The organism is Synechococcus sp. PCC 6717 (assembly GCF_022698185.1).
Lineage (GTDB): Bacteria > Cyanobacteriota > Cyanobacteriia > Thermosynechococcales > Thermosynechococcaceae > Thermosynechococcus > Thermosynechococcus lividus.
In genome coordinates, this window is the sequence record NZ_JAKLTV010000012.1 from 1 (window position 1) to 23122 (window position 23122).

Genomic DNA, 23122 nt, shown 5'->3' on the forward strand with positions numbered 1-23122 from the left:
AAGAAGAATCAGTACAAGGTGATGCTGCCCGACTTGAAGCGGCAATTTGCGTGGCTGAAATACCCCAATTCACAGTCACTCCAAAGCGCCGTAGATAATCTGTATCCGAGCGCTGCACGTCTACACCACCTATAAGGGCAAGTGGTACGGAGCTGCCGTTCAATTCATTGAGGGCTGGTTCCCGTCCACCAAGCTTTGCTGGGATTGCGGGTCACTGAACGACAATTTGACGCTCAGCGACCGAGAGTGGACGTGCCCATCGTGCGGAAGGCAGCATGTTCGCGATGTGACCGCTGCATGGAATATCCTGCAAGAGGCGGTTCGTCTTTTACCGGGGAACCCGGAATTAAGCCCCTAACCGGGGTAGAAGCCTCGCCCTTCTAGGGCGGGGTTCAGTTCACCACCTCAAGCCTTAGAGGCATCACGCAGCTGCTGCTGGAACCGGGCAAGACTCTCAGAACTGAAACCGCAGAGCATTGAGCGTCCCGACTAGACTAAAAGCAGGAAATTTGATTTAGGCGTTAGCTACCACTTGCGGCTGTAATGATCTATGCCCAATCCAAAACTATTGACGGTCGTGGCGCTGGGAAGCCTTGGTGTGGGAACCGCTGTTTTGGTGGATCTCCTGCTTGCACTCTATGAGAACCGCTTACCCTCGTTATCTATTTCTGATGGTTTGAGTGCTGTCGCTGTTTGGCTGATCGGACTCAATATTCTTTTAGTCGTGTGGTGGCCACCACTGCTGCAGCCGAATCGACTACAACTGGTGCAGCGGTCAACGGGGCTGGTGTTACTAGTGATAACACTACTGGCTAGCCTACATGTCGTGTCACTCTGGCCGCAGCCTTGGCTGGTGGAACTCCGGATGCTCCAAGTCAATACACCTATCTTGCGCCCTTTGGCCTTGTTGGGGTTGGGTCTGAGTGTGTGGGGGCTGGGGGGAACGCCGCAATGGCAAATTATCTTAAGCCAAGGGGGGGCGATCGCTGGCGGCAGCCTACTGCTGCTGGAACTGTTGGACGTCACCTATCGCTTGCCTCAAGAGGTCGGTACCTTAGGCTCCCTGATTAGTGGGAGTTTGCTGTGGCTCCTCAGTGTTCACTTGCTCCAGTTACGCCCCCATCGCGGCTTAATGCGCTACCTGATGTCACCAACGGCGGGTGGCATCCTCCTGCACCAATTTTTACCATGGGTCATTGTGGGGCCTATTGTCATTGGTTGGACGGTGGAGTACCTCCACCATGATTCGCAGCTTATTAATGGCACCGTTGCGCAAGACATCCAAGTTCTGAGTACGATCCTGTTTTTCATTAGCTTGTTGGCAGTGGGTGCCCACCGCCTCAACCAGCTAGAGCAAGAACGGCAGTCCTTTTACCGTGCCTATACAGAAATTGAGCAGATCTTCCGCAGCAGTATTTTTCTGTCTCCCTTTCCCATGGCGCTGGTGGCCGAGGATGGGCAACTGTGGTTAGTGAACCGCGCCTGGCAAGAGGAAACTGGCTATAGGCCGAGTGAGATTACGACATGGCAGCAGTGGCTGAGTGTCACGTTCCCACAGCCAGAGGTGCATCGCTGGGCTGACGCAGAATTTCGTCGCCCTTTTGTCACGGCAGAGCGGGTGGAGCATGGGGATGTTCAGGTTCACACCAACTGGCGAGAGGTGCGGATATGGAATATGGTGTCTATTCCGCTGAAGCTCAGCACCAGCAATCAACTATTGGCACTGATCACAGCGGTCGATGTCACCGAGAATCGCCAAATGACCCAAGAGCTAGAAACTCATAAATCGGAACTGGAAGCCCAAGTAGCTGCCCGTACGCTTGATTTGGTGGCGGTGAATGCCGAACTGCAAGCCTCTGAAGAAAAGCTTAATCAATTGCTAGACCGAGCCGATGCCTTTGTGAGTCAGATTTCTATTGCGGCGGATGGCTCATGGCACTATGAGTATCTCTCTCAAGGGCACCTGCGCATTTTGGGCTATAGTCCCCACGAGTTTCAGCAAAATAAAGACCTGTGGCGATCGCGCATTCCTGACGATGACTGGGAAGCGTATCACCGTCCTTTTCATGAAACACTGCTTGCCCATGGTAGCGCCCATACGGAGTACCGCTTCCGTCACCGCGAGGGGCACATTATCTGGATCTCGCTGAACGCTAGTAGTGATCCCCAAGCAGATGGCAGCCATTTGATCACCTACGTTGGCGTTGACATTAGCCAGCGCAAAAAAGCCATTCTAGCCTTGGCGGAAAGTGAGGCCCGCTTTCGGCAGATGGCAGATTCCTCAACCTTAATGATTTGGCTCTCGGATGAATTGGGCAACATCACCTTTGCCAATCAGACAATTCTTAGTTTTTTGCAGGTATCCTTTGAGAGCGTAGAGGGTTGGCAATGGCTTGAGTTTGTGCATCCCGATGACCAACAGCGGGTTGAAGTCGCTATCCGGGACGCAATGCAACAGCAGCACAGCTATGAAATAGAGTATCGGGTGCACTCTCCTAAGGAGGGGTATCGCTGGATTTTGGAGCAGGCTAAGCCTCGCTATGACGATGATGGCAACTTTATTGGCTATGTTGGCTCGGCGATTGACATTACAACTCTAAAGCTGGGAGAAGCTAAGCTCCGCAGTGCGGCATGGCAAGATAGCTTGACGGGACTACCCAACCGAACCTTTCTCACGGATAAAATTGAGGGTTTGTTGGAGGCCTATCATCGGGGAGCCATCCCACCGTTTGCGGTCATGTTTCTTGATCTCGATCGCTTTAAGGTGGTGAACGACAGTTTAGGCCACGCAGCGGGGGATGAACTACTGCTAGAAATTGCCCATCGCTTACGCTCGGTGTTACGCCAGCAGGATACCCTAGGGCGACTGGGGGGCGATGAATTTATTGCTATTATTGAAAACATTGAAGGCGTAGACGAGCTTTACGAGTGTGGCGATCGCCTGCGGTTTCGGGTCAGCGAGCCTTATCTCCTCAAGCATACGGAGGTGAGTGTCGGGGTCAGTATTGGCATTGCCATTGTTACTCCCAGCTACCATAGTGCTGGTGAACTCTTGCGGGATGCGGATATTGCCATGTATGCCGCCAAGAGTCGGGGACGTAACTGTATGCAATTATTTCAACCCGATCGCCACCAGATGGCCCATACCCTACTTCAACGGGAACAGGAATTTCGGCGGGCACTGCAACAGAATCAACTGGAGGTGTTTTATCAGCCGATTGTCGAGCTAGCCACTCAAAAACTACTCGGGTTTGAGGTACTGCTGCGTTGGCGCCACCCAGAAGCGGGGTGGATCACACCCGCAGAGTTTTTACCCCTAGCAACGGCCTTGGGCTTGGCTCAGAAGGTAGATGAATGGGTATTACTAAAAGCAGTAGCAACATTACATCAATGGCACAAAGAACTGGGGGCGGCTGCAACAAGCCTAACCTTGAGTATCAACATCTCCGATGCTTTTTTTGCCTCTGGTCAGATGGCAGACCGCCTCAAGCAGCTACTGCAGACCTACGGTATCTGTGGCCACCAAATTATCCTTGAAATTACTGAGCAAGTCATTATGGAGAATGCTGACTTTGCGCGACGGCAACTCGAAGACCTCAGCGCCATTCAGGTTCGCTGTAGCATTGATGATTTTGGGACTGGTTATTCTTCCCTGAGTCGCCTCAGCCAGCTCCCGCTCTATGCCCTCAAAATTGATCAATCCTTTGTGCGGGCAATGAGTGCTGGCTCACAACATCTGGAGATTATTCGTGCCATCCTCAGTTTGGCTCAGGCCATTGACATTGAAGTCATTGCCGAAGGTATTGAGCACCACGAGCAACAAGAGCAGCTATTGCAGTTGGGCTGCCGCCGTGGGCAAGGATTTCTCTTTAGCCCGCCGGTCACTGCTCAAATGGCTCAGAGCTTCTTGACTTCTCCCCTCCTTGAAAGAGAGGGGATTCCCAAAGGATGCTACGCAACGGGCTGAAGCCGCGTTGCTTCGCTTTTCCCTTGAGCTGTCACCCACAACTTAATGCGGGTGGGGGCAGTCAAAGACCCCCTACTCACCTCAAGCATCTCTGCTATTGGGACTACGTTTATGTTTCGGTTCGTGGTTTCGCACTTTTCAACACTAGCCAGTTCGATACGCTCAACATCCTGCCATTGCTTGCAGTGGTTTAGGCTTGCCGCCAAAGCGGTAGTGACTTACTTGCCGGGATCTCTCCGTACTAGGATGTTTCTTCGCGTAGTTGATACGCCTACTTTCCACGTCTCTAGTTTAACACATAGAGAGGGCTAAAGCCCCCTGAGTTGGCTGTATCCCCTCGCTAAAGCGGAGGGGTTTTAGCCCGCCCACATCACTCCTATAAGTTTATGATTGCTGCGGTAACTTAATAGAGGCACATAACCCCTGCTAAATTGCCAAGCACAGGCTACCTTATTTCCTTAAACAAAGCAATAGTGTGAAGACCTACAGGGTTTTCAAATAGCTCAGCAGGTCGGCCATATCTTGGGGTTGAGCTTGGAACTTTGGCATGGGGGGTGTTTCACCACTTACAATTTGATGAATGAGCTGTGGTTGCGATCGCCGCCGACTAATTTGAATCAGGGTTGGCCCGACTTGCCCTTTTCCCTCCAGCCCGTGGCAGCCTGCGCAATTCATGATATAAATTTGCTCCCCCCGCTTGACATCCGCCACTAGCGATCGCACTGATTGCACGTAGGGATCCGTTAAGGGCAGTAGTAGAGCTACGCCCCAGCAACCGAGCACTGTCAGCAGAATGGCCAACGGGAGTMCCCACCGCCATAGGCTTGAACCAGACGCTACTGTGCTGACTAAACGCATTATATGGATTGGGAAAAGTTAAAAAATGTTTATTATTGTTGCACTTTGCATTCTAAACCGTAATGAGAAGCAGGTTCAAGGCATTGGCACCTATCCTGCCCCAAATTTCCGGCTGCTAGTACTCATTTCAGTGAGTGCTGGCCTAGGTTGGGTAGCAGCCATCTAGGCTCACCCCTAAAAAGCGATCTAAGAGCCGGTAGCGCCAGAAGGTGCGCAACATCAGCACCCATAGGATGACAATCAGGACTGTTCCGGCCCATAACTGCCACGGCATCGGCTCCAGCTCCATCAGCGATCGCAGGCGGGGGGAGACATTCATACCGATAAATAGTGCCAGTAGAGCCACCACAACACCAACATAGCGCCAGTTCCCCACTAAGGGGGCGCCGCCCACCCATACAGGATGGGGAGGTTTCAGGAACAAGACCAAGCAAAGGGATGCCAAGAGGAGGGTGGTCACCAATGCTGTGCGGGCGATCGCGATGCTGTGCTGAATATCGCCAATGACCTCTTGACGGTTTAATAAGGCTGAGCCAAACCCACTCTGGAACAGTGCCATGAGGGGAGTTAGCTCTCGTGCCAATACACCGAGGTACACGAAAATTGCCAATAAAGCCAAGCTGAGGGTAGCAGGGACAACAAAGTGCAAGAGCGAACGAATCAGGGAACGGTAGGGACGCGGCCCCGGCACGGCCCAGAAGGCGACCGCTAAGGTGGGTAACCCCACACCCCACAGGGTTAACAGGGTGTTGTGCTTAATTAGCAGCGGAAAGGCGCGTCCCGCCATGACGGTGACTAGGGACAGTAAACTAAAACTCAGCACCCGCACTAAAAACAGCTTGGTGACATCCTGAATGCCGTTGTAAATGCGCTGACCTTCGCGAAAGGCTTCCGGCAGGGCGGCAAAGGAATCCTTCAGTAGCACAATATCCGCCACATTGCGGGTAATGGCGCTGCCGCTTTCCATGGCGATACCCACGTTGGCCTGCTTCAGAGAGAGGACATCGTTGACCCCATCGCCAATCATGGCGACTTGGTGTCCCTGTGCGCGCAAACGGCTGACCAGTTGCGCTTTTTGATTAGGGGTAATGCGCCCAAAAACCGTGGCGTTAACCGCCATCTGATCAAAGCTTGGCTCATCCAGTCGTGCTAATTCTTGGCCGGAGACCGCGATCGCCTCAGGGTCTAGCCCCACCTGTTTGCCGAGAGCAACAACGGTATCCGCATGATCGCCGGAAATAATTTTGATGCGAATCCCCGCCGCCTGAAACCGCTCTAGCACCTCCTTAGACTGAGGCCGCAGGCGATCGCCCACCCAAATCACAGCTAAGGGGCTGAGGTTGGCAGGCAGCAATGGTGCGTCGTTTTGGGCATCCCATTGCGGGAGTGCTGGGCTGTGGGCGAATAACAAAACCCGTAGCCCCTGCTCTCTGCCTTCGTGCAGGTACGCCTCTATTTCAGGATAACTCTGAGCACCCTCTAACAGCACATCCGGCGCGCCTAAAATATAAGCGCCGCTCTCATCCCATGCCGCGGCACTCCACTTATAAGCTGAAGAAAAGGGAATTTCGCAGCGTAAGGGGGCAGGGGTTCCCCCCAAGGCCTCACACAGGGCCGTCACGGTGCGGTTGGGGGCACTCACACTGGCGGCTAGGGTTGCTAGCTGCTGCTGGGTATTGGCCGGTGCATGGGCTAACAGGTGAATGCTGTGTAACTCAAGGGTATTGGCGGTTAGGGTACCTGTTTTATCCAGACAAAGAATATCAATACTGCTGAGGGACTCAATGGCATTCACTTGCTGTACCAGCACATCTGCGCGGGAAATGCGAATGGCCCCCAACGCATAGGTGAGGGTAATGGTTAGGTACAAGCCAACCGGGACTAAGCCCGCGACCACCGCTGCGGTTTGCACACTCATGGGTAGGGTGGTTAAGCGTACTAACAGAGATAGCAGCACTAATAACCACAGAAAAATAGCGAGCGCCAGAATCACCCGAATAATTAGGTTGATTTCCTGTTGTAGAGGGGTGAGCTTACGGTGATGGGTTTTCGCAGCCGCGGTAAGCTGTTGCGCCGTACTGGCACTGCCCACCTGCTCAGCCACATAGGCTGCTGCCCCCCGCACGCAAAAGCTGCCGGAGTAGAGGCGATCGCCAGCTTGCTTCGGAATTAAGTCTGACTCGCCCGTCAGTAACGATTCATCAACGTGGATGCTGCCGCTGCCTACCACGGTGCCGTCCGCCACGACCTGATCGCCTGGCTCCAGCAGCACAATATCCCCCACAACCACCTCCGCTGGGTCAATGACTTGATTGTGGCGATCGCGCCGCACCTTCACCCGGGGTCGAGTCAACACGCTAATGGCATCCAGTTGGCGTTTGGCACGAATTTCTTGGACGATACTGATAATGGCATTCAAGAACACCACCAAAACAATAGCGATGACATCCCCTGGCCGTCCTAACCCCAGTAAGATCACACTAATAAAGGCAAACACCCCATTAATAAAGGTGAAAAGATTTTCCAAGAAAATCTCGCGATAGGTACGATGACTCTCATTCACCTGTCGATTGCTCTGACCCTGTGCTTGCCGCTTAGCCACCTCAGCAGCGGTTAACCCAGTTAGGTCGTCCATGGTCTAAACATCTGCTGACTTGACCACCAACACCGAGCAGGCAGCATCCGCCACAACCGCACTACTCACGGAGCCTTGCACCACTCGCCGCACTCCCGTTAAGCCCCGACTGCCTAAAACAATCAGGTCAGCACTGTAGATATTGGCCAGTCGTAAAATTTCCTCCACTGGCTCGCCGGTCACAATTTCGATCTCTGAGTCACACGGAAGCCTGCCCTGGAACTGCTTTAAGTGTTGCTCAATACTGCGATAGGTGCCGATCTGCGGATTCGGTGAGGGGCGATCGGCACTCACCCCAAAGCCAGACTCCGTAGGGGAAATCACATGACTTAAAATAACGTGGGCATCAGGGTCTAAGTTCAATTGATCAACCGCTTTCATCACCTGCTGTGCTAAATCACTGGTATCAAGTGCCACCAGAATCGTTTTGAACATTACCCGTTGACTCACTGCCTGTGCTTTCCTAGTCTGCCATAAGACACCAGCCGCCGTAAGCCACGTGCCGATAGGGTTTCTTTACAAAACTTAAAGATAAGCTAAAGCACAGAGCAATCCTCCAAAGCAAGACGCCTAGTGCATCAAGGGGTTTCCCAAGAGAGATCAATTATGAGAACGCTGAAAAAGTTCCCCCGATTCACCTTGATATTTCGTAAGAATTCCGCTATCACGTTAATATAGTTCTCCCGCAGTAAACACTGATGGGAACCTAAGCCTACCGCTAGCCCTTGCCATACGTAATAGGTAAAAGCGCCTAATAATGTTGTGGCAAGGTTAATGGTTGGATTTTAATTTATAAGCCAAATTAACAGGATGCTGGGGCGATCGCTCCCTTTGGGGGTGACAATAGCAATACCAGCAACTGTCATCTTCTAAATCTGGCATCTAAATATCTGCAAGAGGATTTAATTCCATGACAATAGCAATCGGACGTGCGCCAGCGGAGCGAGGATGGTTCGACATTCTCGACGACTGGCTCAAGCGCGACAGATTTGTGTTTGTGGGCTGGTCAGGCATCCTGCTGTTCCCCTGTGCCTACCTTGCCCTGGGTGGTTGGCTGACCGGCACCACCTTTGTAACCTCGTGGTACACCCACGGCTTGGCCTCCAGCTACTTGGAAGGCTGTAACTTCCTGACCGTGGCAGTCTCGACCCCGGCCAACAGTATGGGACACTCCCTGCTGCTGCTGTGGGGACCCGAAGCCCAAGGGGACTTTACCCGCTGGTGTCAACTGGGAGGCCTGTGGACGTTTATTGCCCTCCATGGTGCCTTTGGCCTCATTGGCTTTATGTTGCGGCAGTTTGAAATTGCCCGCTTGGTTGGCATTCGCCCCTACAACGCCATTGCCTTTAGTGCGCCGATTGCCGTATTTGTGAGTGTCTTTTTGATTTACCCACTGGGGCAGTCGGGCTGGTTCTTTGCGCCTAGTTTTGGGGTAGCGGCGATTTTCCGGTTCTTGCTATTCTTCCAAGGGTTCCACAACTGGACCTTGAACCCCTTCCACATGATGGGGGTTGCCGGGGTGCTGGGGGGTGCCCTACTGTGTGCCATTCACGGTGCGACGGTTGAAAATACCCTGTTCCAGGATGGCGAAGGGGCCAGTACCTTCCGTGCCTTTACCCCCACCCAGTCGGAAGAGACCTATTCGATGGTGACGGCGAACCGGTTCTGGAGCCAAATTTTTGGGATTGCCTTCTCGAACAAGCGCTGGCTACACTTCTTTATGTTGTTTGTGCCAGTGACAGGTCTGTGGATGAGTGCGATTGGGGTGGTAGGGTTAGCGGTGAACCTGCGCTCCTACGACTTCATTTCGCAAGAGATTCGTGCGGCTGAAGACCCTGAGTTTGAGACGTTCTACACCAAGAACATTCTGTTGAACGAAGGGATTCGGGCGTGGATGGCGCCGCAAGACCAACCCCATGAAAACCTAGTCTTCCCCGAAGAGGTACTCCCCCGTGGTAACGCTCTCTAGTAATTCTATTTTTGCCACCAACCGCGACCAAGAATCCTCAGGGTTCGCGTGGTGGGCCGGGAATGCTCGCCTGATTAACCTGTCTGGTAAGCTTTTGGGTGCCCACGTTGCCCATGCTGGCCTTATGGTCTTCTGGGCAGGTGCTATGACCTTGTTTGAAACGGCTCACTTCATCCCTGAAAAGCCGATGTATGAGCAAGGCTTAATCCTACTGCCCCACATTGCGACCCTCGGCTGGGGCGTAGGCCCCGGCGGTGAAGTCGTCGATACCTTCCCCTTCTTTGTGGTGGGGGTGGTTCACCTAATTTCCTCCGCTGTCTTGGGCTTGGGTGGTGTCTATCACGCCATTCGTGGTCCCGAAACCTTAGAGGAGTACTCCTCCTTCTTTGGGTATGACTGGAAAGACAAGAACAAAATGACGACGATCCTAGGATTTCACCTGATCGTCCTTGGCATTGGCGCCCTCCTACTGGTGGCGAAGGCCATGTTCTTTGGGGGGCTGTACGACACTTGGGCACCCGGTGGTGGCGATGTGCGGGTGATTACCAACCCCACCCTTGATCCCACGGTGATCTTTGGCTACCTACTCAAGTCTCCCTTTGGCGGTGATGGCTGGATCGTCAGCGTCAATAACCTTGAGGATGTGGTCGGTGGGCACATTTGGATTGGTTTAATCTGCATTTTTGGTGGTATCTGGCACATTCTCACCAAGCCCTTTGGTTGGGCACGCCGTGCCTTTATCTGGTCCGGTGAGGCCTACCTCTCCTATAGCTTGGGTGCCCTCTCGATGATGGGCTTTATTGCCACCTGCTTTGTTTGGTTCAACAACACGGTGTATCCCAGCGAGTTCTATGGCCCCACAGGCCCTGAAGCCTCGCAAGCCCAAGCGATGACGTTTCTGATCCGTGACCAAAAGCTAGGGGCAAACGTTGGTTCGGCTCAAGGCCCAACTGGTTTAGGTAAATACCTGATGCGATCGCCCACAGGTGAAATCATCTTTGGTGGCGAAACCATGCGCTTCTGGGATTTCCGTGGCCCGTGGCTAGAGCCGCTGCGTGGGCCGAATGGTCTTGACCTGAACAAGATCAAAAATGACATTCAGCCATGGCAAGCTCGCCGTGCTGCTGAGTACATGACCCATGCACCCTTGGGTTCCTTGAACTCTGTGGGAGGGGTAGCCACCGAAATTAACTCGGTGAACTTTGTGTCGCCCCGTTCGTGGTTGGCCACATCTCACTTTGTACTGGCCTTCTTCTTCTTAGTTGGTCATCTGTGGCATGCAGGACGTGCCCGCGCTGCTGCGGCAGGGTTCGAGAAAGGCATTGATCGCGAAACTGAACCCGTGCTGACGATGCCAAGCCTTGACTAGTCGCTAAGGCTAAATATCACAACCATGTCTAAGGCTCCCATTTAGATGGGAGTCTTTTTATTTTTGACCGTTTAAGAGCACAAATCCGAGCGATCAGTTTGCGTGACACGCAGATAGGATGGCGCGATCGCCAGAACTGACGTGATCAAGGCTGTAAAAACTAAACAGATCAACGTGGGCTGGATAGGTTTCGTCATCGTAGGTGGCCTCTACAGTGACATCAAGTTGCTGATCACCAACAGTTCCTACAAAACAATCAAAGGAAGAGTTGGGTAGGTAAAATGCACCACGAACTTGTTGATTCGAGACTTCAAAGACTATATAGCCATGCCCCGTCTGGTGGGGCTGGGGAGATTCACCAAAAAGATAGATACCGTCTGCTAACTGGGTAGGCTGGTTTTGCCGAGCAATTAAGCTGACGGGTTGGGCGATCGCCCCCCCTGCAAAAAGCGTGACAACACCAACCAAAACAGACAATTGCCGACCAAACAACCGCACTGAAAACATTGCTGGACCTACCTGAGACGAGGTAAATGAATGGCCAACGGTCATACCAGAGCTTTCGACAGCGAATTGTAGCGAAGCGTGGTGTGATAGCGCTGATACCTTGATCGTGACAGATTTTAGCTGATCGCTCTACTGAACTGTGACAGTAGTGGCACAGGCACAGATGAACGATTAAATTGGCTACACTAGCTGGGATTTTGCTGGCTACGAGCGTGGGCGATCGCCTCGCGCAGATGCTGTAATGCCAACGCTAGGCGAGCTTCAGGAGCAACAGGAATCAACCCTTGGGCGGTCATTTCATGAATTTCAAAATGGAGGTGTGGACCGGTGGAGTTTCCCGTACTACCCACCAAGCCAACGACCTCCCCCTGCTTAACCCACTGCCCCGGATTGACAAATAGCTGCGACAGATGCGCGTACAGGGTTTCATGCTGATCCGGCGGGTGTCGCAGAATGACCGTGAGGCCGTAGCCCCCTAACCGGTTGGATTCAACGACTCGGCCATCAAATACCGCAAGGACGGGTGTTCCTTCAGGGGCAGCTAAATCAGTGCCAGAGTGAAACCGGCGATCGCCAAAGATAGGATGCACACGCCAGCCAAACGAAGAGGTAATGGGGGCAGCAAAGGGCAGCGGAAACAGCATTTGCCGATTATTAAAATTCAGCCAACGCAGCGGATTGGCTCCTGGAAAGGGTTGGCGGACGTAAGTGGTTGTTGCCCTCGGTTGTGATGCGTGTGATGCGCTACGGATCGGCGGATAGGAGTGATGGGTCGGGTAACTGGCAATTGTGGCAGGGGTAGCAGGGGCGATCGCTGGGGCACATAGAGAGGCGGGAAGTTCCTCAGCGCCATGGAGCGTTGCTTGGCAGCCGGTGGAACGCTCTTGCAGCACAACGGGCAAGGGGCGAGCAGGCAGCAAATTTTCGAGGGGTTCACTGCCCGCCGGCGGGTCCACCGGTTCCGTTGAAAAMACAAGGGGGTCACTGTCCACCGCTTCGACAGGATTGATGAGGGTTGGTGCAGGGGAACTGTCTTCAGAAACTGCTAAGGGAGGCTCAGCATAGCTGCTGCCCATCCCTGCTGCCAGCAACCCAACGGTTAACCCCATTGCCAGTAATCGGAATTCCATGACGTTAATATCCCCTTCACACCCAGTTATCCCCAAAATTTTAGCTTAAGCAGCGGGATGCTGGTGTTTAGGGTGTCGCGGACATCCACATCCTGTGGGGTCGTTGGCTCTCTTAGGGTGGCCCATGCCCCACCAAGATCAAAGCCTGCTGCGTAGGATAGAAGTAGGCGCACTGGTGTTGTCCTATGGCTGCCTTTTTACAATTCCGGGGTCACTTACTGCTTCTTCTGGTGCTACTGGGGGTGGGGGGGCTAGCACGGTCGGTGATGGCGCAGAATGAGTCCCAGCAGTTACGGGACATTATGCAACGCCTTGACTCACTGCAGCAGCGCTACACGACGGCGGTGAGTGAGTTGGATGTGATTCGCCAAACCTCCTTTGGTGCCGATAGTGGGAATGTTATTGCCCTAACGAACTCAATTGAACAATTACAGCGGCAGGGAAACTATACCGCTGCGATCGCCCCGTCTCAGGAATTAGTGGCGATTGCCGAGCGGGTGTTAGGGCCGACGCATCCGACCGTAGCCGCCACCCTAAACAATTTGGCCGTCCTCTATAAAGAATTGGGCAACTTTAGCGCTGCTGTGCCGCTGTACCAACGCAGCCTCAGCATTCGGGAACAGGCACTGGGGGCGCGCCATCCCGATGTGGCCACCAGTCTGAATAACCTAGCGAATCTTTTTAGTGATCAGGGCAATTATGGGGAGGCGCTTCCCCTCTATCAGCGCAGCCTCAGCATTCGCGAGCAGGCACTGGGTGCCAATCACCCCGATGTGGGGGTTAGCCTGCATAACTTAGCAGTGATGTACCATCTCCAAGGCAATCTGGCGGCGGCTCTACCCCTGTATCAGCGCAGCATTGCCGTGGTAGAGTCCACCCTTGGCGCAGATCATCCCCTTGTGGCCACGCTGCTCAATAACTTGGCTGAACTTTACCGGGCACAGGGCAACTATGGTGCGGCTTTACCCCTGTATCAGCGGAGTCTGGGTCTGCGCGAACGTGTCCTTGGCCAAGATCATCCCGATGTAGCCACCAGTCTCAACAATTTGGCAGAACTCTACCGTAGCCAAAATAACTATAGCGCCGCACTGCCGCTGTACCAACGCAGCATTGCTCTGCGGCAGCGCACCCTAGGGAATGAGCATCCTTATTTGGCCTTGAGTTTGGCGAATCTGGCCAAAGCTTACTGGGCACAAGGCAACATACCGGAGGCTCTAGCCACCCTGACGCGCTCCCTTGAGATTGAAGAAACTAACCTTGCTCGTAATTTAGTGGTGGGTTCCGAAGCCTATAAACGCAACTATCTCAGCACCTTCCAAGACTCAACGAATACCGCCATCTCCTTCCACCTGCAAGGCAATCCCCAGAATCCAACAGCGGCAACGCTGGCCTTAACCACTATTTTGCGTCGCAAGGGGCGGTTACTGGATGTGCTGGCACAAACCACCAGCCGCTTGCGCCATCAACTGGATGCTGCTGGCCAACAGCAACTGGAGGAACTCATCCGGCTGCGCACCCAGATTGCCAGCCTCACCTTTATGCGCGATCGCCCAGCGCCCAGCAGTCAAATTAGCCAACTGGAGCAGCGTGCCAGCCAGCTTGAAGCCCAACTCACCAGCCAAAATGCTAATTTCCGTGTCGAAATGACCCCTGTCACCCTAGCGGCCGTTCAGCAAGCCATTCCTGCCGATGCGGTTTTACTGGAATTTATCCAGTACGTGCCCTACAATCCCAAAACCAATCGCTGGGATGCACCTCGCTATGCCGTTTATGGCCTTAAAGCCACCGGTGCACCGCAGTGGCGAGATTTAGGCACCGTTGCTGAGGTGGATAGGGTCGTCAATGCCGCGCGATCGCGGGTGGCGGATCCGCGCTTGACTCCCAACATTGTCAAGCCCCCTCTCAAGGCGGCCTACGAGACCTTGCTAGCACCGCTGGAACCATTCATTGGCGGCAGTACCCACCTCCTCATCGCCCCTGATGGTCAGTTAAATACTCTCCCCTTTGAAGCCCTAGTCAATCGCCAAGATCGCTACTTGCTGGAATCCTACACTGTGACTCTCCTCACCTCGGGTCGGGATTTGCTGCGGCTACAACAGCGCGGGCGATCGCCCAGCCCCCCCTTAGTGGTGGGGAACCCTGCCTTTGGCCAGAGCCGCCCTAGCCCACAGCAGAGCAGTAGCAGCCGCTCCTTGGATCTGCGCAGCCTCACCTTTAACGAGCTACCGGGAACTGCGACCGAAGTCAAAACCCTCAGCAACCTATTGCCCCAAGCGCAAGTGCTCACCGGCAGCAATGCCACAGAGACGGCCATCAAGCAAGCGAATCGTCCCCGCATTTTGCATTTGGCCACCCACGGCTTTTTTCTAGAGAGTCCTGCTGTCAGTTCTCAGGGTTTACAGAACACACGGGGCTTGAATGCCTACGCACCCTTTGGGGGTGAGAATCCGCTGTTGCGCTCTGGCTTGGCCATGGCTGGCTTCAATCAACGCCAAAGCGGTAGTGATGATGGCGTGCTCACGGCTCTAGAAGTGACCGGTCTTAACCTAGAGGGCACAGAACTCGTGGTGATGTCTGCCTGTGATACGGGGCGGGGCGACATTTTTAATGGCGATGGGGTCTATGGGTTGCGGCGTGCCTTTACCCTTGCCGGAGCACGCACTCAAGTTAGTTCCCTGTGGAAGGTGGACGACACCACAACCCAACAGTTAATGACAGCCTTTTACCAGAACTTAGCAGCCGGAAAGAGCCGCAGTGAGGCATTGCGACAAGCCCAGCTCAGCTTAATGCAAGACAGTAGCAGGCAAATTCCCTACTTTTGGGCAGCGTTTGTAACCAGTGGCGAGTGGCGATCGCTCCCCTAGCGGTTGATCTCCCGCAAAATACAGCGCAGATTATCCCAAGTGCTGATATAAACCAAATTGTCAATCTGCCAGCGATCGCCCGTCTTTTTCATGATCACCTTAATGGGCACAGGGGTTCCCCGCCGCCCCCGTAGCCCAGCAATAACATCAATATCCACGTCAGCGCTGCGCGGATCTGTGGTGGAGGGGGTCACCTTGCGTACTTGCATCCCCAGAGTGCTCACCTGAGTGTAGGAAAAGGGGTCAAAGTCTAGCCATGCCCCATCTTGGGGTTGTTTGCGAAACGCTGCCGTTAGCTGCTGATACAACTCCGGTGTGAAGTGGTGTTGTTGCTGCCGCAGTTGTTGGCGACTCTGGTCTTGATGTTGCACCAGCCATTGATAGAACTGTGTAACCACAGCCTGAGGGGGAGGGTTGGCGATCGCCACCGTTATGGGTGAGATCACCAGTCCCGCTGCAATGCCTAGTCCCAAGCCAGCCCGCATTAGGCCAGTCCCACCAGTTTCTCACTCAGTTCCCAGAGGCGGCGGGCTTTTTGCTCATCACTGCCTTCCGCCGAAAGCTCCTGAACAAAGGCTTGGCGACCCGCTTTTTGGCGATTGCCCCAACTCCAGTGCACACCCGACTGCCGAAATCCCGGATCTGCCACCACCATCGCTAAGCGTTCCCCTGCCAACTCTTGGGTGACATAGCCCCCGGTGATATTTTTCTGGAACAGGGGAAAGAGCTTCTGAAAGAGGGGAAAATGATGACGGAACAAGGGCGTATCGGCTACACAGCCAGGATAAAGCGAGTTAAAGATAATCCCGGTGGACTCATGGAAGCGACGATGCAGCTCCCGCGTGGTCAGCATATTACAGAGCTTACTATCCTTGTAGGCTTTACCCGATTTGAAAGGCTTGCCATTAATCATCGAAATGGGGGCTTTGAACCCCTTCTCAAAGCCTTCTAGGTTCCCCAGATCGGGGGGAGCCGGAATCGGAATTTTGCCCCCCAACTCCTTGCGGTTGGCCGTAACCGTACCCAAGATAATCAGGCGTTTATCGCTTTCGGGAGACTGTTGTAAATCGCTCAGGAGTAAATTACACAGGAGGAAGTGCCCCAGATGGTTGGTGGCCACCGTCACTTCATAGCCATCAACGCTGTAGATTGGCTCTTTCAGCAGTGGATAGTACACTGCTGCATTGCAAACCAACGCCCGCAGCGGCCGATTCAGAGCGCGAAACGACTCGACAAATCCGCGCACACTGGCTAGAGAAGCGAGATCCAGATGCAGCAGAGTATAGGCATCACTGGGGAGATTGAGATCCTGCGCCGCCCGTGCTGCTTTTTCAAGATTACGGCAGGCCATGACAACGTGCCAGCCCTTGGCGGTTAAGGCTTTGGTTCCGTACAGTCCAACGCCAGAGGAGGCACCTGTAATAATAACGGTAGGGCGTGGCTGATCACTCATAGGTCTTGCGGGGTACGTGCTGTAACATCGCTATTGATCCTGCCACAGAAGCGATCGCCCCCTAGGGGGTGCCCCACTGATAATTTACAGTTACTTAATAAATAGACTCAATAATTCATTAAGTTTTGTATTTATACGTCCTCTGCTCTATTGCTATCATTCAAAGGCATTATGACCCATCTTCAGCCCCTGCCAGCTTGGTTACGCAAACCCCTCGGCAAAGCCAGCGATATCGCCACCGTACAGCAGTTAATACGACGGCAGGGCATCCACACCATCTGTGAGGAGGGGCGCTGCCCCAATCGGGGGGAGTGCTACGCCCAAAAAACCGCAACGTTTTTACTATTGGGGTCAACCTGTACCCGCGCCTGTGCCTTTTGCCAAGTGGATAAGGGACACGCCCCCCTAGCGGTGGATCCCCAGGAACCGGCGAAGGTAGCCGCGGCAGTCGCTACGCTGGGGTTAGACTACGTAGTCTTAACCAGTGTGGCGCGGGATGACTTACCTGACCAGGGAGCCGGGCAGTTTGTGGCCACCATCCAAGCCATTCGCCAACAGCGACCCCAAGCGCACATTGAAGTCCTCACCCCTGACTTTCGCATGGATCACGGGCGGCTGAGCCAGCGCGACTGCATTGCCCAAATTGTTGCCCTAGACCCCGCCTGCTATAACCATAATCTGGAAACCGTGGCACGGCTGCAAAAACCCGTTCGGCGCGGCGCCACCTATGAGAGTTCCTTGCGGGTACTGGCAACCGTCAAGGCGTTGAACCCACAGATTCCCACCAAATCGGGGCTGATGCTTGGTCTCGGCGAGTCTGAAGCAGAGATTGTGGCCACGCTGAAGGATTTACGGGCAGTGGGGTGCGATCGCCTCACCCTAGGGCAGTACCTGCCCCCATCCCTTAACCATCTTCCTGTTGTCAAATACTGGCACCCTGAAGAGTTTGAGCGCTTAGGTGAGATAGCCAAGGAGCTGGGGTTTAGCCATGTACGCTCAGGCCCACTGGTGCGAAGCTCTTACCACGCTGGTGAAGCTTAGGGGACATTTGCACCAACGCATGTCTGAGACACCATCAAAGCCAAAGTGTTATTCTAACGTTACTGTCATGATTCCCCTGCGCTTATGAATCCTGCACTCTCCCAGATTGGCCAACAAATGTCCCAACTGACGGGAGTACGGGCAATCATGAAGGATATTATCGAAACCCTGCGTCTGAATCGCGGTCAGGATCTTATTAACCTGAGTGCAGGCAACCCGCTGATTTTGCCGGAGGTCGAGCAACTGTGGCGAGAGTGCACCCAAGAACTCATGGCCAGTCCAGAATTTGGCCAAGTAGTGTGTCGCTACGGTACCAGCCAAGGTTATGAGCCGCTCATTGCCGCCGTTGTCGATGACTTTAACCGCCGCTATGGCTTGAACCTCAGTGAACAGAATGTGCTGGTGACCCCCGGCAGCCAAGCGATTTATTTCTTTGCTGCCAATGCCTTTGGAGGGGCTGCGGCGAACGGTCAAGCCAAGAAAGTGGTGCTGCCCTTGAGTCCCGAATATACCGGCTATGGTGGCGTGAGTTTGATGCCCCATACCGTAGTGGCCTACCGTCCCCGCTTAGAGATTTTTGAAACGGAGCACGCCTTTAAGTACCGTCCTGATTTTCAGCAGTTACAGATTGATGACACCACTGGGTGTGTAATTTTTTCGCGCCCCTGTAACCCCACTGGCAATGTTCTGACCGATGTGGAAGTGCGGCAAATTGCAGATCTGGCGGTGCCCTACGGGGTACCCGTGCTCATTGATGCCGCCTATGGCCCTCCCTATCCCAGCTTGAATTTTACGGAACTGGTGCCTGTGTTTGGTGGCAATATTGTTCACTGTCTCAGTTTGTCTAAGGCGGGCTTACCCGGTGAGCGGGTGGGGATTGCCATTGGCGATCGCGACATTCTCAGTGTTCTAGAAGCGTTTCAGACCAATGCGTGTATTCATGCCTCCCGCTATGGTCAGGCAATTGCTGCCTTGGCCATAGCCAATGGTGCCCTTGCCGATGTCTCACTAAATGTCATTCGGCCATTTTATCAACGTAAATTTGCTGTTTTAGAGGAAACCCTAAGAACCGCCTTACCTCAAGATTTGCCATGGTTCCTCCATCGCGGTGAAGGGGCGATTTTTGCCTGGCTATGGCTGCGGAATTTGCCAATGACGGATTGGGAACTGTACCAGCACTTGAAGCAAGCGGGGGTGATTGTGGTTCCCGGTAGCTCCTTCTTCCCCGGTCTGAGCGAGGAATGGCATCATAAGCAAGAATGCTTACGCATTAGCCTCACTGCCAGTGATGAGGAAATTGCTCTGGGGATGGAGCGCTTAGCAGCAACAATTAGCCAAATCTATCAAGACGCTTCGACCTACTCTGCCGGTCAGCAATGGCAGATTTCTGAAGCAGGTATGCGACCATAGACATTATGTCCATGGTTGAGCTTCGGAGATAGATGCTGCCTACATGATTGATGAGTTGCTGGAACTGTCACCCAATTGGGGGGTGGACACGCTGCTGTTGCTGGTGGTGTTGTTGGCGTTAGAAGCAATTCTCTCCGCTGATAATGCGATTGCTCTGGCAGCATTAGTACAGGGCATTGACGATCCGCAAGAGCAGCGCAACGCCCTGAATTTGGGGCTGGCCATCTCTTACATTTTTCGCATCGGCCTCATTTTTACGGCAAGCTGGGTACTCCAGTTCTGGCAGTTTGAATTGGCGGGCGCACTTTACCTCCTCTGGTTGGCGATCAAGTACTTTTTCTTCACAAACGAACCAGAGCACGAGCACGAACGGGTGATTCGCTCCTTTTGGCAAGCGGTACCCCTGCTGGCGCTGGCAGATTTGGCGTTTTCTTTAGATAGTGTGACAACGGCGATCGCCCTGTCGGATGAACGCTGGCTGGTGGTGCTGGGGGGCACCATCGGTGTCATTATGCTGCGGTTTATGGCAGAGCTATTTATTCGATGGTTAAAGGAATTTCCTCGCCTTGAAGATGCTGGCTACTTAACCGTCACCTTGGTGGGGTTACGGCTGCTTATGCGGGTTGTCAACCATGCCCTTGTTCCCCCTGACTGGCTGATGATTAGTCTCATTGCCCTGTGCTTTCTTTGGGGGTTTTCCAAACGGGCGACGGACGAGCCCCCTCCAGCCATAACCCCGCAAGCCCAGGAACCTACATCTCGTACACCCAAGAGGTAAGGGATGGCTCCCAAGGAACCAGTTCTTGCGTTTGGAACCAGAGGTTAATTTCGCGCTCTGCGGTTTCGGCGGCATCAGAGCCATGGATGATATTGCGCCCCACGTCCACACCAAACTCTCCACGCAGGGTGCCTGGCTCGGCATTCAGGGGATTTGTCGCGCCAATCATCTTACGGGCAGCGGCAATCACACCGCGACCTTCCCACACCATCGCTACCACAGGCCCTGAGGTAATAAAGTTCACGAGCCCCGGAAAAAAAGGTTTATCCTTGTGCTCGCCGTAGTGTTGCTCCGCCAGTTCGCGGCTCACCCGCAGCATTTTCAGACCTACTAATGTGTAGCCTTTTTGCTCAAATCGTTGGATAATCGTCCCCACTAGACCCCGCTGGACACCATCGGGCTTAATGGCTAGAAATGTCCGTTCCACGCAGTCGTTCCTCTGCTTGCACTACAGCATAAATTTTACGGGTTTAGAGGTACCAGATGGGGCTACCACTCTATCAAGTTGATGCATTTACTAAAACTCCCTTTTGCGGTAACCCAGCAGCCGTATGTGTTCTCCCAGTGTTCCTAGAGTCCGATCAGCTCCAGGCGATCGCTCAGGAAATGAATCTTTCGGAAACCGCCTTTGTGGTGCCCACGGCTGCGGGATTTGATCTGCGATGGTTCACCCCCGTGGCCGAAGTCGATCTGTGCGGTCATGCTACGCTGGCGGCAGCCCATGCCCTCTGGCAGCATCAGGGAGCGGTTGGTGATCTGCTATTTCATACCCGTAGCGGCACCTTGGTAGCCCGCCAAGCTGAGGACTGGATTGCCTTGGACTTTCCGCAACAACCGGTGCACTCCCTCGAGCATCCGAAACTCCTTGCAACACTCACTGCTGCCTTAGGGATTTCCCCCGTTTGGYTTGGTMAAACCGCCAGTGATTTATTTGTTGTCTTGGACAATGAAACCCTAGTGCAGCAGTTAAGCCCTGATTTTGCCCAAATTGCCACCCTGCCCTGTCGAGGGGTGATTGTGACAGCATTAAGCCATGCTCAGGATTATGACTTTGTCTCGCGCTTTTTTGCTCCGCAATTAGGCATTCCTGAGGATCCAGTCACCGGATCGGCTCACTGTAGCCTTTATCCCTACTGGCGAGAGCACGTTGCTAAGGAAACATTAGTGGGGTATCAAGCCTCGCGGCGAGGCGGAATCGTCAAAGTCCAAGGCGCAGGCGATCGCGTCATCCTCTTTGGTCAAGCCGTTACCGTGTTGCAAGGAGAACTGCTAGGACTGGACTAGAATTCAATGCCAGGTTGGGCTTTTATCCCTTGTTCGCGGAAGGGATGTTTCACGAGGGTCATTTCCGTCACTAAGTCTGCGGCCTCAATCAGAGCCGCAGGAGCACCGCGCCCTGTGAGAATCACATGGGTCATGGTGGGTTTCTGACTCAAACCAGCCAAGACTGTCTCCACCGCAAGGTACTCCAGTTTTAAGGCAACGTTAATTTCATCCAAAAGCACCAAGCGATACTCCGGATTTCTCAGGTAAGTGAGCGCTAATTCCCAGGCCGCTAGGGCATGGGCAATGTCCCGCTGCCGATCTTGGGTTTCCCATGTAAACCCTTCTCCCATGGCATGGAAGGCTAACTGCTCTGGCCAATGGCTCAGAACGGCTTTCTCAGCGGGTTCCCACGCCCCCTTAATAAACTGAATAATGGCCACGCGGTAGCCGTGCCCCAAAGAGCGGACAACCATTCCCAGAGCGGCAGTTGTCTTACCTTTACCATTGCCGGTATGGACGATGATCAGCCCCTTTTCGCGGTTGCGCTCTGCCAGTCGTTGTGCCTGCACCGCTTTACGTTGCTGCATTTTTTGGCGGTATTGCTCATCGCTTAGCATCGGATACCTTCCAAATTAGCAAAAATAATAAATAGGGTAGCTCTGACAGTCGAACTACCCTTGGCGGTCAAGATACCAGAAATTAAGCTATTTGATGCTGACTTTGGCGCCAGCCTCTTCTAGCTCTTTCTTGGCAGCTTCGGCATCTTCCTTGGTAGCCCCCTCTTTGACAGCTTTGGGGGTTGATTCCACCACTTCTTTAGCTTCTTTTAGCCCCAGCCCTGTCAAGGAACGGACGACTTTCAGAACGGCAATTTTCTTGTCGGCAGGAACGTCCTCGAGGATGACATCAAAAGCAGTTTTTTCTTCGACTTCCTCCGCAGGAGCGGCACCGGCAGCAACGGGAGCCGCCATCACCATGCCGCCGACCGGCGCAGCCGCACTCACGCCAAAGGTCTCTTCAATTTGTTTGACCAGTTCGGCAGCTTCTAACAGGGTTAGGGATTTCAATTTTTCGAGAATTTCATCGGTTGCAGCAGACATTGTTAACTCCTAAAGTGTAGTAAATAAAACAACAGGTGGATTCTCAAACAGAACCCAAAAGCAGGATGATCTATGCCGCCTCTTTGTCGGCGATCGCCTGCGTTGCCCGCGCCAAGGAAGCCGGAACTTCCTTGATGCCAATGGCAATCTTGGCCGTGACAGCGTTGAGGGCACCGGCAATTTGCGCCATGAGTTGCTCCTTGGAGGGCAGATCGCCGATGGCCTTGACTTGGGCTTCGTCAAGGGCGCGTCCCTCTAGGACACCACCGCGCAAGGCTGTCTTTTTCGTGGCTTTCTGGAATTCTTGGTAGGCTTTAATGGTGCCCCCCAAGTCATCCGTGGCCAACAAAAAGGCGGATGGTCCTTGCAAGAACTGGGTCAGAGGTTGCCAGTGGTCACTGTYTTTGACCGCCAGTTCCATCAGCGTGTTTTTCGTAACTTTGCAACTGGCATTGCACTTGCGCAAGCGCTGTCGTAAGTCCTTGAGTTCAGCATCGGTGAGACCTTGATAGTCAATCACCAGTGCCATTTGGGCTTGACTCAAGCGGTCTTTGAGTTCGGCTACAATTTGTTTTTTATTTTCTAGCGTGCGTCCCACGCGGATCACCTCCCTATGGTTTCAAGAAAAAACCCCAGCAGTGCTGCCGGGGCGATCGCCCAATCCCGCAAGATGGACATCGCAAACCTCAGCAGGACGATTATGTCTTGGCAGTCGCCAGACCCCTGCGGTCTTCGGTTTCAAGAACTCAATTTTTTGGGTTTGGGCAATAGGCAA

The 23122-nt window shown here is 53.7% G+C and carries 23 protein-coding genes and 1 other annotated feature; of the genes, 10 read left to right on the top strand and 13 right to left on the bottom strand.

The features are described 5' to 3' along the window. The first annotated feature begins 112 nt into the window (after positions 1–112). Positions 113–358: a zinc ribbon domain-containing protein gene (locus L5470_RS07060; protein WP_499499159.1), complete on the top strand. Its 246-nt coding sequence runs from the start codon at positions 113–115 to the stop codon at positions 356–358. Positions 359–550: 192 nt separating this feature from the next. Further along, a complete protein-coding gene (locus L5470_RS07065) occupies positions 551–3967 on the top strand; it encodes an EAL domain-containing protein (RefSeq protein ID WP_499499070.1) in 3417 nt (1138 codons plus the stop codon). 483 nt (positions 3968–4450) lie between these two features. Here L5470_RS07065 and L5470_RS07070 read toward each other — a convergent pair whose 3' ends face one another. After that, positions 4451–4768: a c-type cytochrome gene (locus tag L5470_RS07070; protein WP_448514854.1), complete on the bottom strand. Its 318-nt coding sequence runs from the start codon at positions 4766–4768 to the stop codon at positions 4451–4453. 82 nt (positions 4769–4850) lie between these two features. On the opposite strand from L5470_RS07070, the gene L5470_RS07075 reads away from it, so the two are divergent. Then, positions 4851–4991: a hypothetical protein gene (locus tag L5470_RS07075; RefSeq protein WP_157768367.1), complete on the top strand. Its 141-nt coding sequence runs from the start codon at positions 4851–4853 to the stop codon at positions 4989–4991. Here L5470_RS07075 and L5470_RS07080 read toward each other — a convergent pair. Together L5470_RS07080 and L5470_RS07085 are read right to left on the bottom strand one after the other, a co-directional pair. Then, a complete protein-coding gene (locus L5470_RS07080; protein WP_499499072.1) occupies positions 4968–7460 on the bottom strand; it encodes an HAD-IC family P-type ATPase in 2493 nt (830 codons plus the stop codon). The genes L5470_RS07075 and L5470_RS07080 overlap by 24 nt on opposite strands. Before the next feature lie 3 nt (positions 7461–7463). After that, on the bottom strand, positions 7464–7910 hold the full coding sequence (locus tag L5470_RS07085; RefSeq protein WP_227517413.1) for a universal stress protein: 447 nt from the start codon (positions 7908–7910) through the stop codon (positions 7464–7466). A gap of 460 nt (positions 7911–8370) precedes the next feature. On the opposite strand from L5470_RS07085, the gene psbD reads away from it, so the two are divergent. Continuing rightward, positions 8371–9429, top strand: coding sequence for a photosystem II D2 protein (photosystem q(a) protein) (gene psbD, locus L5470_RS07090; protein ID WP_099799577.1), 1059 nt, complete (start codon positions 8371–8373; stop codon positions 9427–9429). Continuing rightward, positions 9413–10798, top strand: coding sequence for a photosystem II reaction center protein CP43 (psbC, locus tag L5470_RS07095; RefSeq protein WP_099799576.1), 1386 nt, complete (start codon positions 9413–9415; stop codon positions 10796–10798). Before psbD ends, psbC begins: the two co-directional genes overlap by 17 nt. Positions 10799–10891: 93 nt before the next feature. Here the strand turns inward: psbC and L5470_RS07100 are convergent, their stop codons facing one another. The 3 genes from L5470_RS07100 to L5470_RS07110 all read right to left on the bottom strand — a co-directional run bounded on the left by L5470_RS07100 (position 10892) and on the right by L5470_RS07110 (position 12608). Continuing rightward, on the bottom strand, positions 10892–11305 hold the full coding sequence (locus tag L5470_RS07100; RefSeq protein ID WP_099799575.1) for a hypothetical protein: 414 nt from the start codon (positions 11303–11305) through the stop codon (positions 10892–10894). A 185-nt stretch (positions 11306–11490) separates the two neighbouring features. Next, a complete protein-coding gene (locus L5470_RS07105; RefSeq protein ID WP_499499075.1) occupies positions 11491–12435 on the bottom strand; it encodes a M23 family metallopeptidase in 945 nt (314 codons plus the stop codon). Between the two features lie 26 nt (positions 12436–12461). Continuing rightward, positions 12462–12608 carry a hypothetical protein gene (locus tag L5470_RS07110; RefSeq protein WP_157768366.1) on the bottom strand — a complete coding sequence of 49 codons (147 nt, stop codon included), beginning with the start codon at positions 12606–12608 and terminating at the stop codon, positions 12462–12464. A 12-nt stretch (positions 12609–12620) separates the two neighbouring features. Here L5470_RS07110 and L5470_RS07115 point away from each other — a divergent pair, with 12 nt between their 5' ends. Beyond that, positions 12621–15299, top strand: coding sequence for a CHAT domain-containing tetratricopeptide repeat protein (locus L5470_RS07115; protein ID WP_499499078.1), 2679 nt, complete (start codon positions 12621–12623; stop codon positions 15297–15299). Here the strand turns inward: L5470_RS07115 and L5470_RS07120 are convergent. Both L5470_RS07120 and L5470_RS07125 read right to left on the bottom strand, forming a co-directional pair. Next, a complete protein-coding gene (locus L5470_RS07120) occupies positions 15296–15784 on the bottom strand; it encodes a DUF3828 domain-containing protein (protein ID WP_099799572.1) in 489 nt (162 codons plus the stop codon). The genes L5470_RS07115 and L5470_RS07120 overlap by 4 nt on opposite strands. After that, positions 15784–16752, bottom strand: coding sequence for a protochlorophyllide reductase (locus L5470_RS07125; RefSeq protein WP_099799571.1), 969 nt, complete (start codon positions 16750–16752; stop codon positions 15784–15786). The genes L5470_RS07120 and L5470_RS07125 overlap by 1 nt, the downstream gene beginning before the upstream one ends. Positions 16753–16923: 171 nt before the next feature. On the opposite strand from L5470_RS07125, the gene lipA reads away from it, so the two are divergent. The 3 genes from lipA to L5470_RS07140 all read left to right on the top strand — a co-directional run bounded on the left by lipA (position 16924) and on the right by L5470_RS07140 (position 19981). Further along, positions 16924–17793 (top strand): lipoyl synthase, encoded by an 870-nt coding sequence (gene lipA, locus L5470_RS07130; RefSeq protein ID WP_499499081.1) that lies wholly within the window; start codon positions 16924–16926, stop codon positions 17791–17793. A gap of 84 nt (positions 17794–17877) precedes the next feature. Continuing rightward, positions 17878–19203, top strand: a complete 1326-nt coding sequence (locus L5470_RS07135; protein ID WP_099799570.1) for a valine--pyruvate transaminase — start codon at positions 17878–17880, stop codon at positions 19201–19203. Positions 19204–19246: 43 nt separating this feature from the next. Continuing rightward, a complete protein-coding gene (locus L5470_RS07140) occupies positions 19247–19981 on the top strand; it encodes a TerC family protein (RefSeq protein WP_099799569.1) in 735 nt (244 codons plus the stop codon). On the opposite strand, the gene ndk is transcribed toward L5470_RS07140, so the two are convergent. Continuing rightward, positions 19956–20408 (bottom strand): nucleoside-diphosphate kinase, encoded by a 453-nt coding sequence (ndk, locus tag L5470_RS07145; RefSeq protein WP_099799568.1) that lies wholly within the window; start codon positions 20406–20408, stop codon positions 19956–19958. The two genes, L5470_RS07140 and ndk, sit on opposite strands and share 26 nt — an antisense overlap. Positions 20409–20464: 56 nt before the next feature. Between ndk and L5470_RS07150 the strand changes: the two genes are divergently transcribed. Continuing rightward, on the top strand, positions 20465–21265 hold the full coding sequence (locus L5470_RS07150; RefSeq protein WP_499499084.1) for a PhzF family phenazine biosynthesis protein: 801 nt from the start codon (positions 20465–20467) through the stop codon (positions 21263–21265). Here L5470_RS07150 and cobO read toward each other — a convergent pair. The 4 genes from cobO to L5470_RS07170 all read right to left on the bottom strand — a co-directional run bounded on the left by cobO (position 21262) and on the right by L5470_RS07170 (position 23122). Beyond that, the gene (gene cobO / locus L5470_RS07155; RefSeq protein ID WP_499499086.1) at positions 21262–21864 is read right to left on the bottom strand and encodes a cob(I)yrinic acid a,c-diamide adenosyltransferase; all 603 of its coding nucleotides are present in this window, start codon (positions 21862–21864) and stop codon (positions 21262–21264) included. The genes L5470_RS07150 and cobO overlap by 4 nt on opposite strands. 87 nt (positions 21865–21951) lie before the next feature. Next, positions 21952–22347 (bottom strand): 50S ribosomal protein L7/L12, encoded by a 396-nt coding sequence (rplL, locus tag L5470_RS07160; protein ID WP_099799565.1) that lies wholly within the window; start codon positions 22345–22347, stop codon positions 21952–21954. A 70-nt stretch (positions 22348–22417) separates the two neighbouring features. Beyond that, positions 22418–22945, bottom strand: coding sequence for a 50S ribosomal protein L10 (gene rplJ, locus L5470_RS07165; protein WP_499499088.1), 528 nt, complete (start codon positions 22943–22945; stop codon positions 22418–22420). Positions 22946–22962: 17 nt separating this feature from the next. Further along, positions 22963–23101 (bottom strand) — a sequence feature (ribosomal protein L10 leader region). Next, entirely contained in the window at positions 22967–23122 is a 156-nt protein-coding gene (locus L5470_RS07170) for a hypothetical protein (RefSeq protein WP_157768365.1), read from the bottom strand. Its footprint overlaps the feature before it by 135 nt.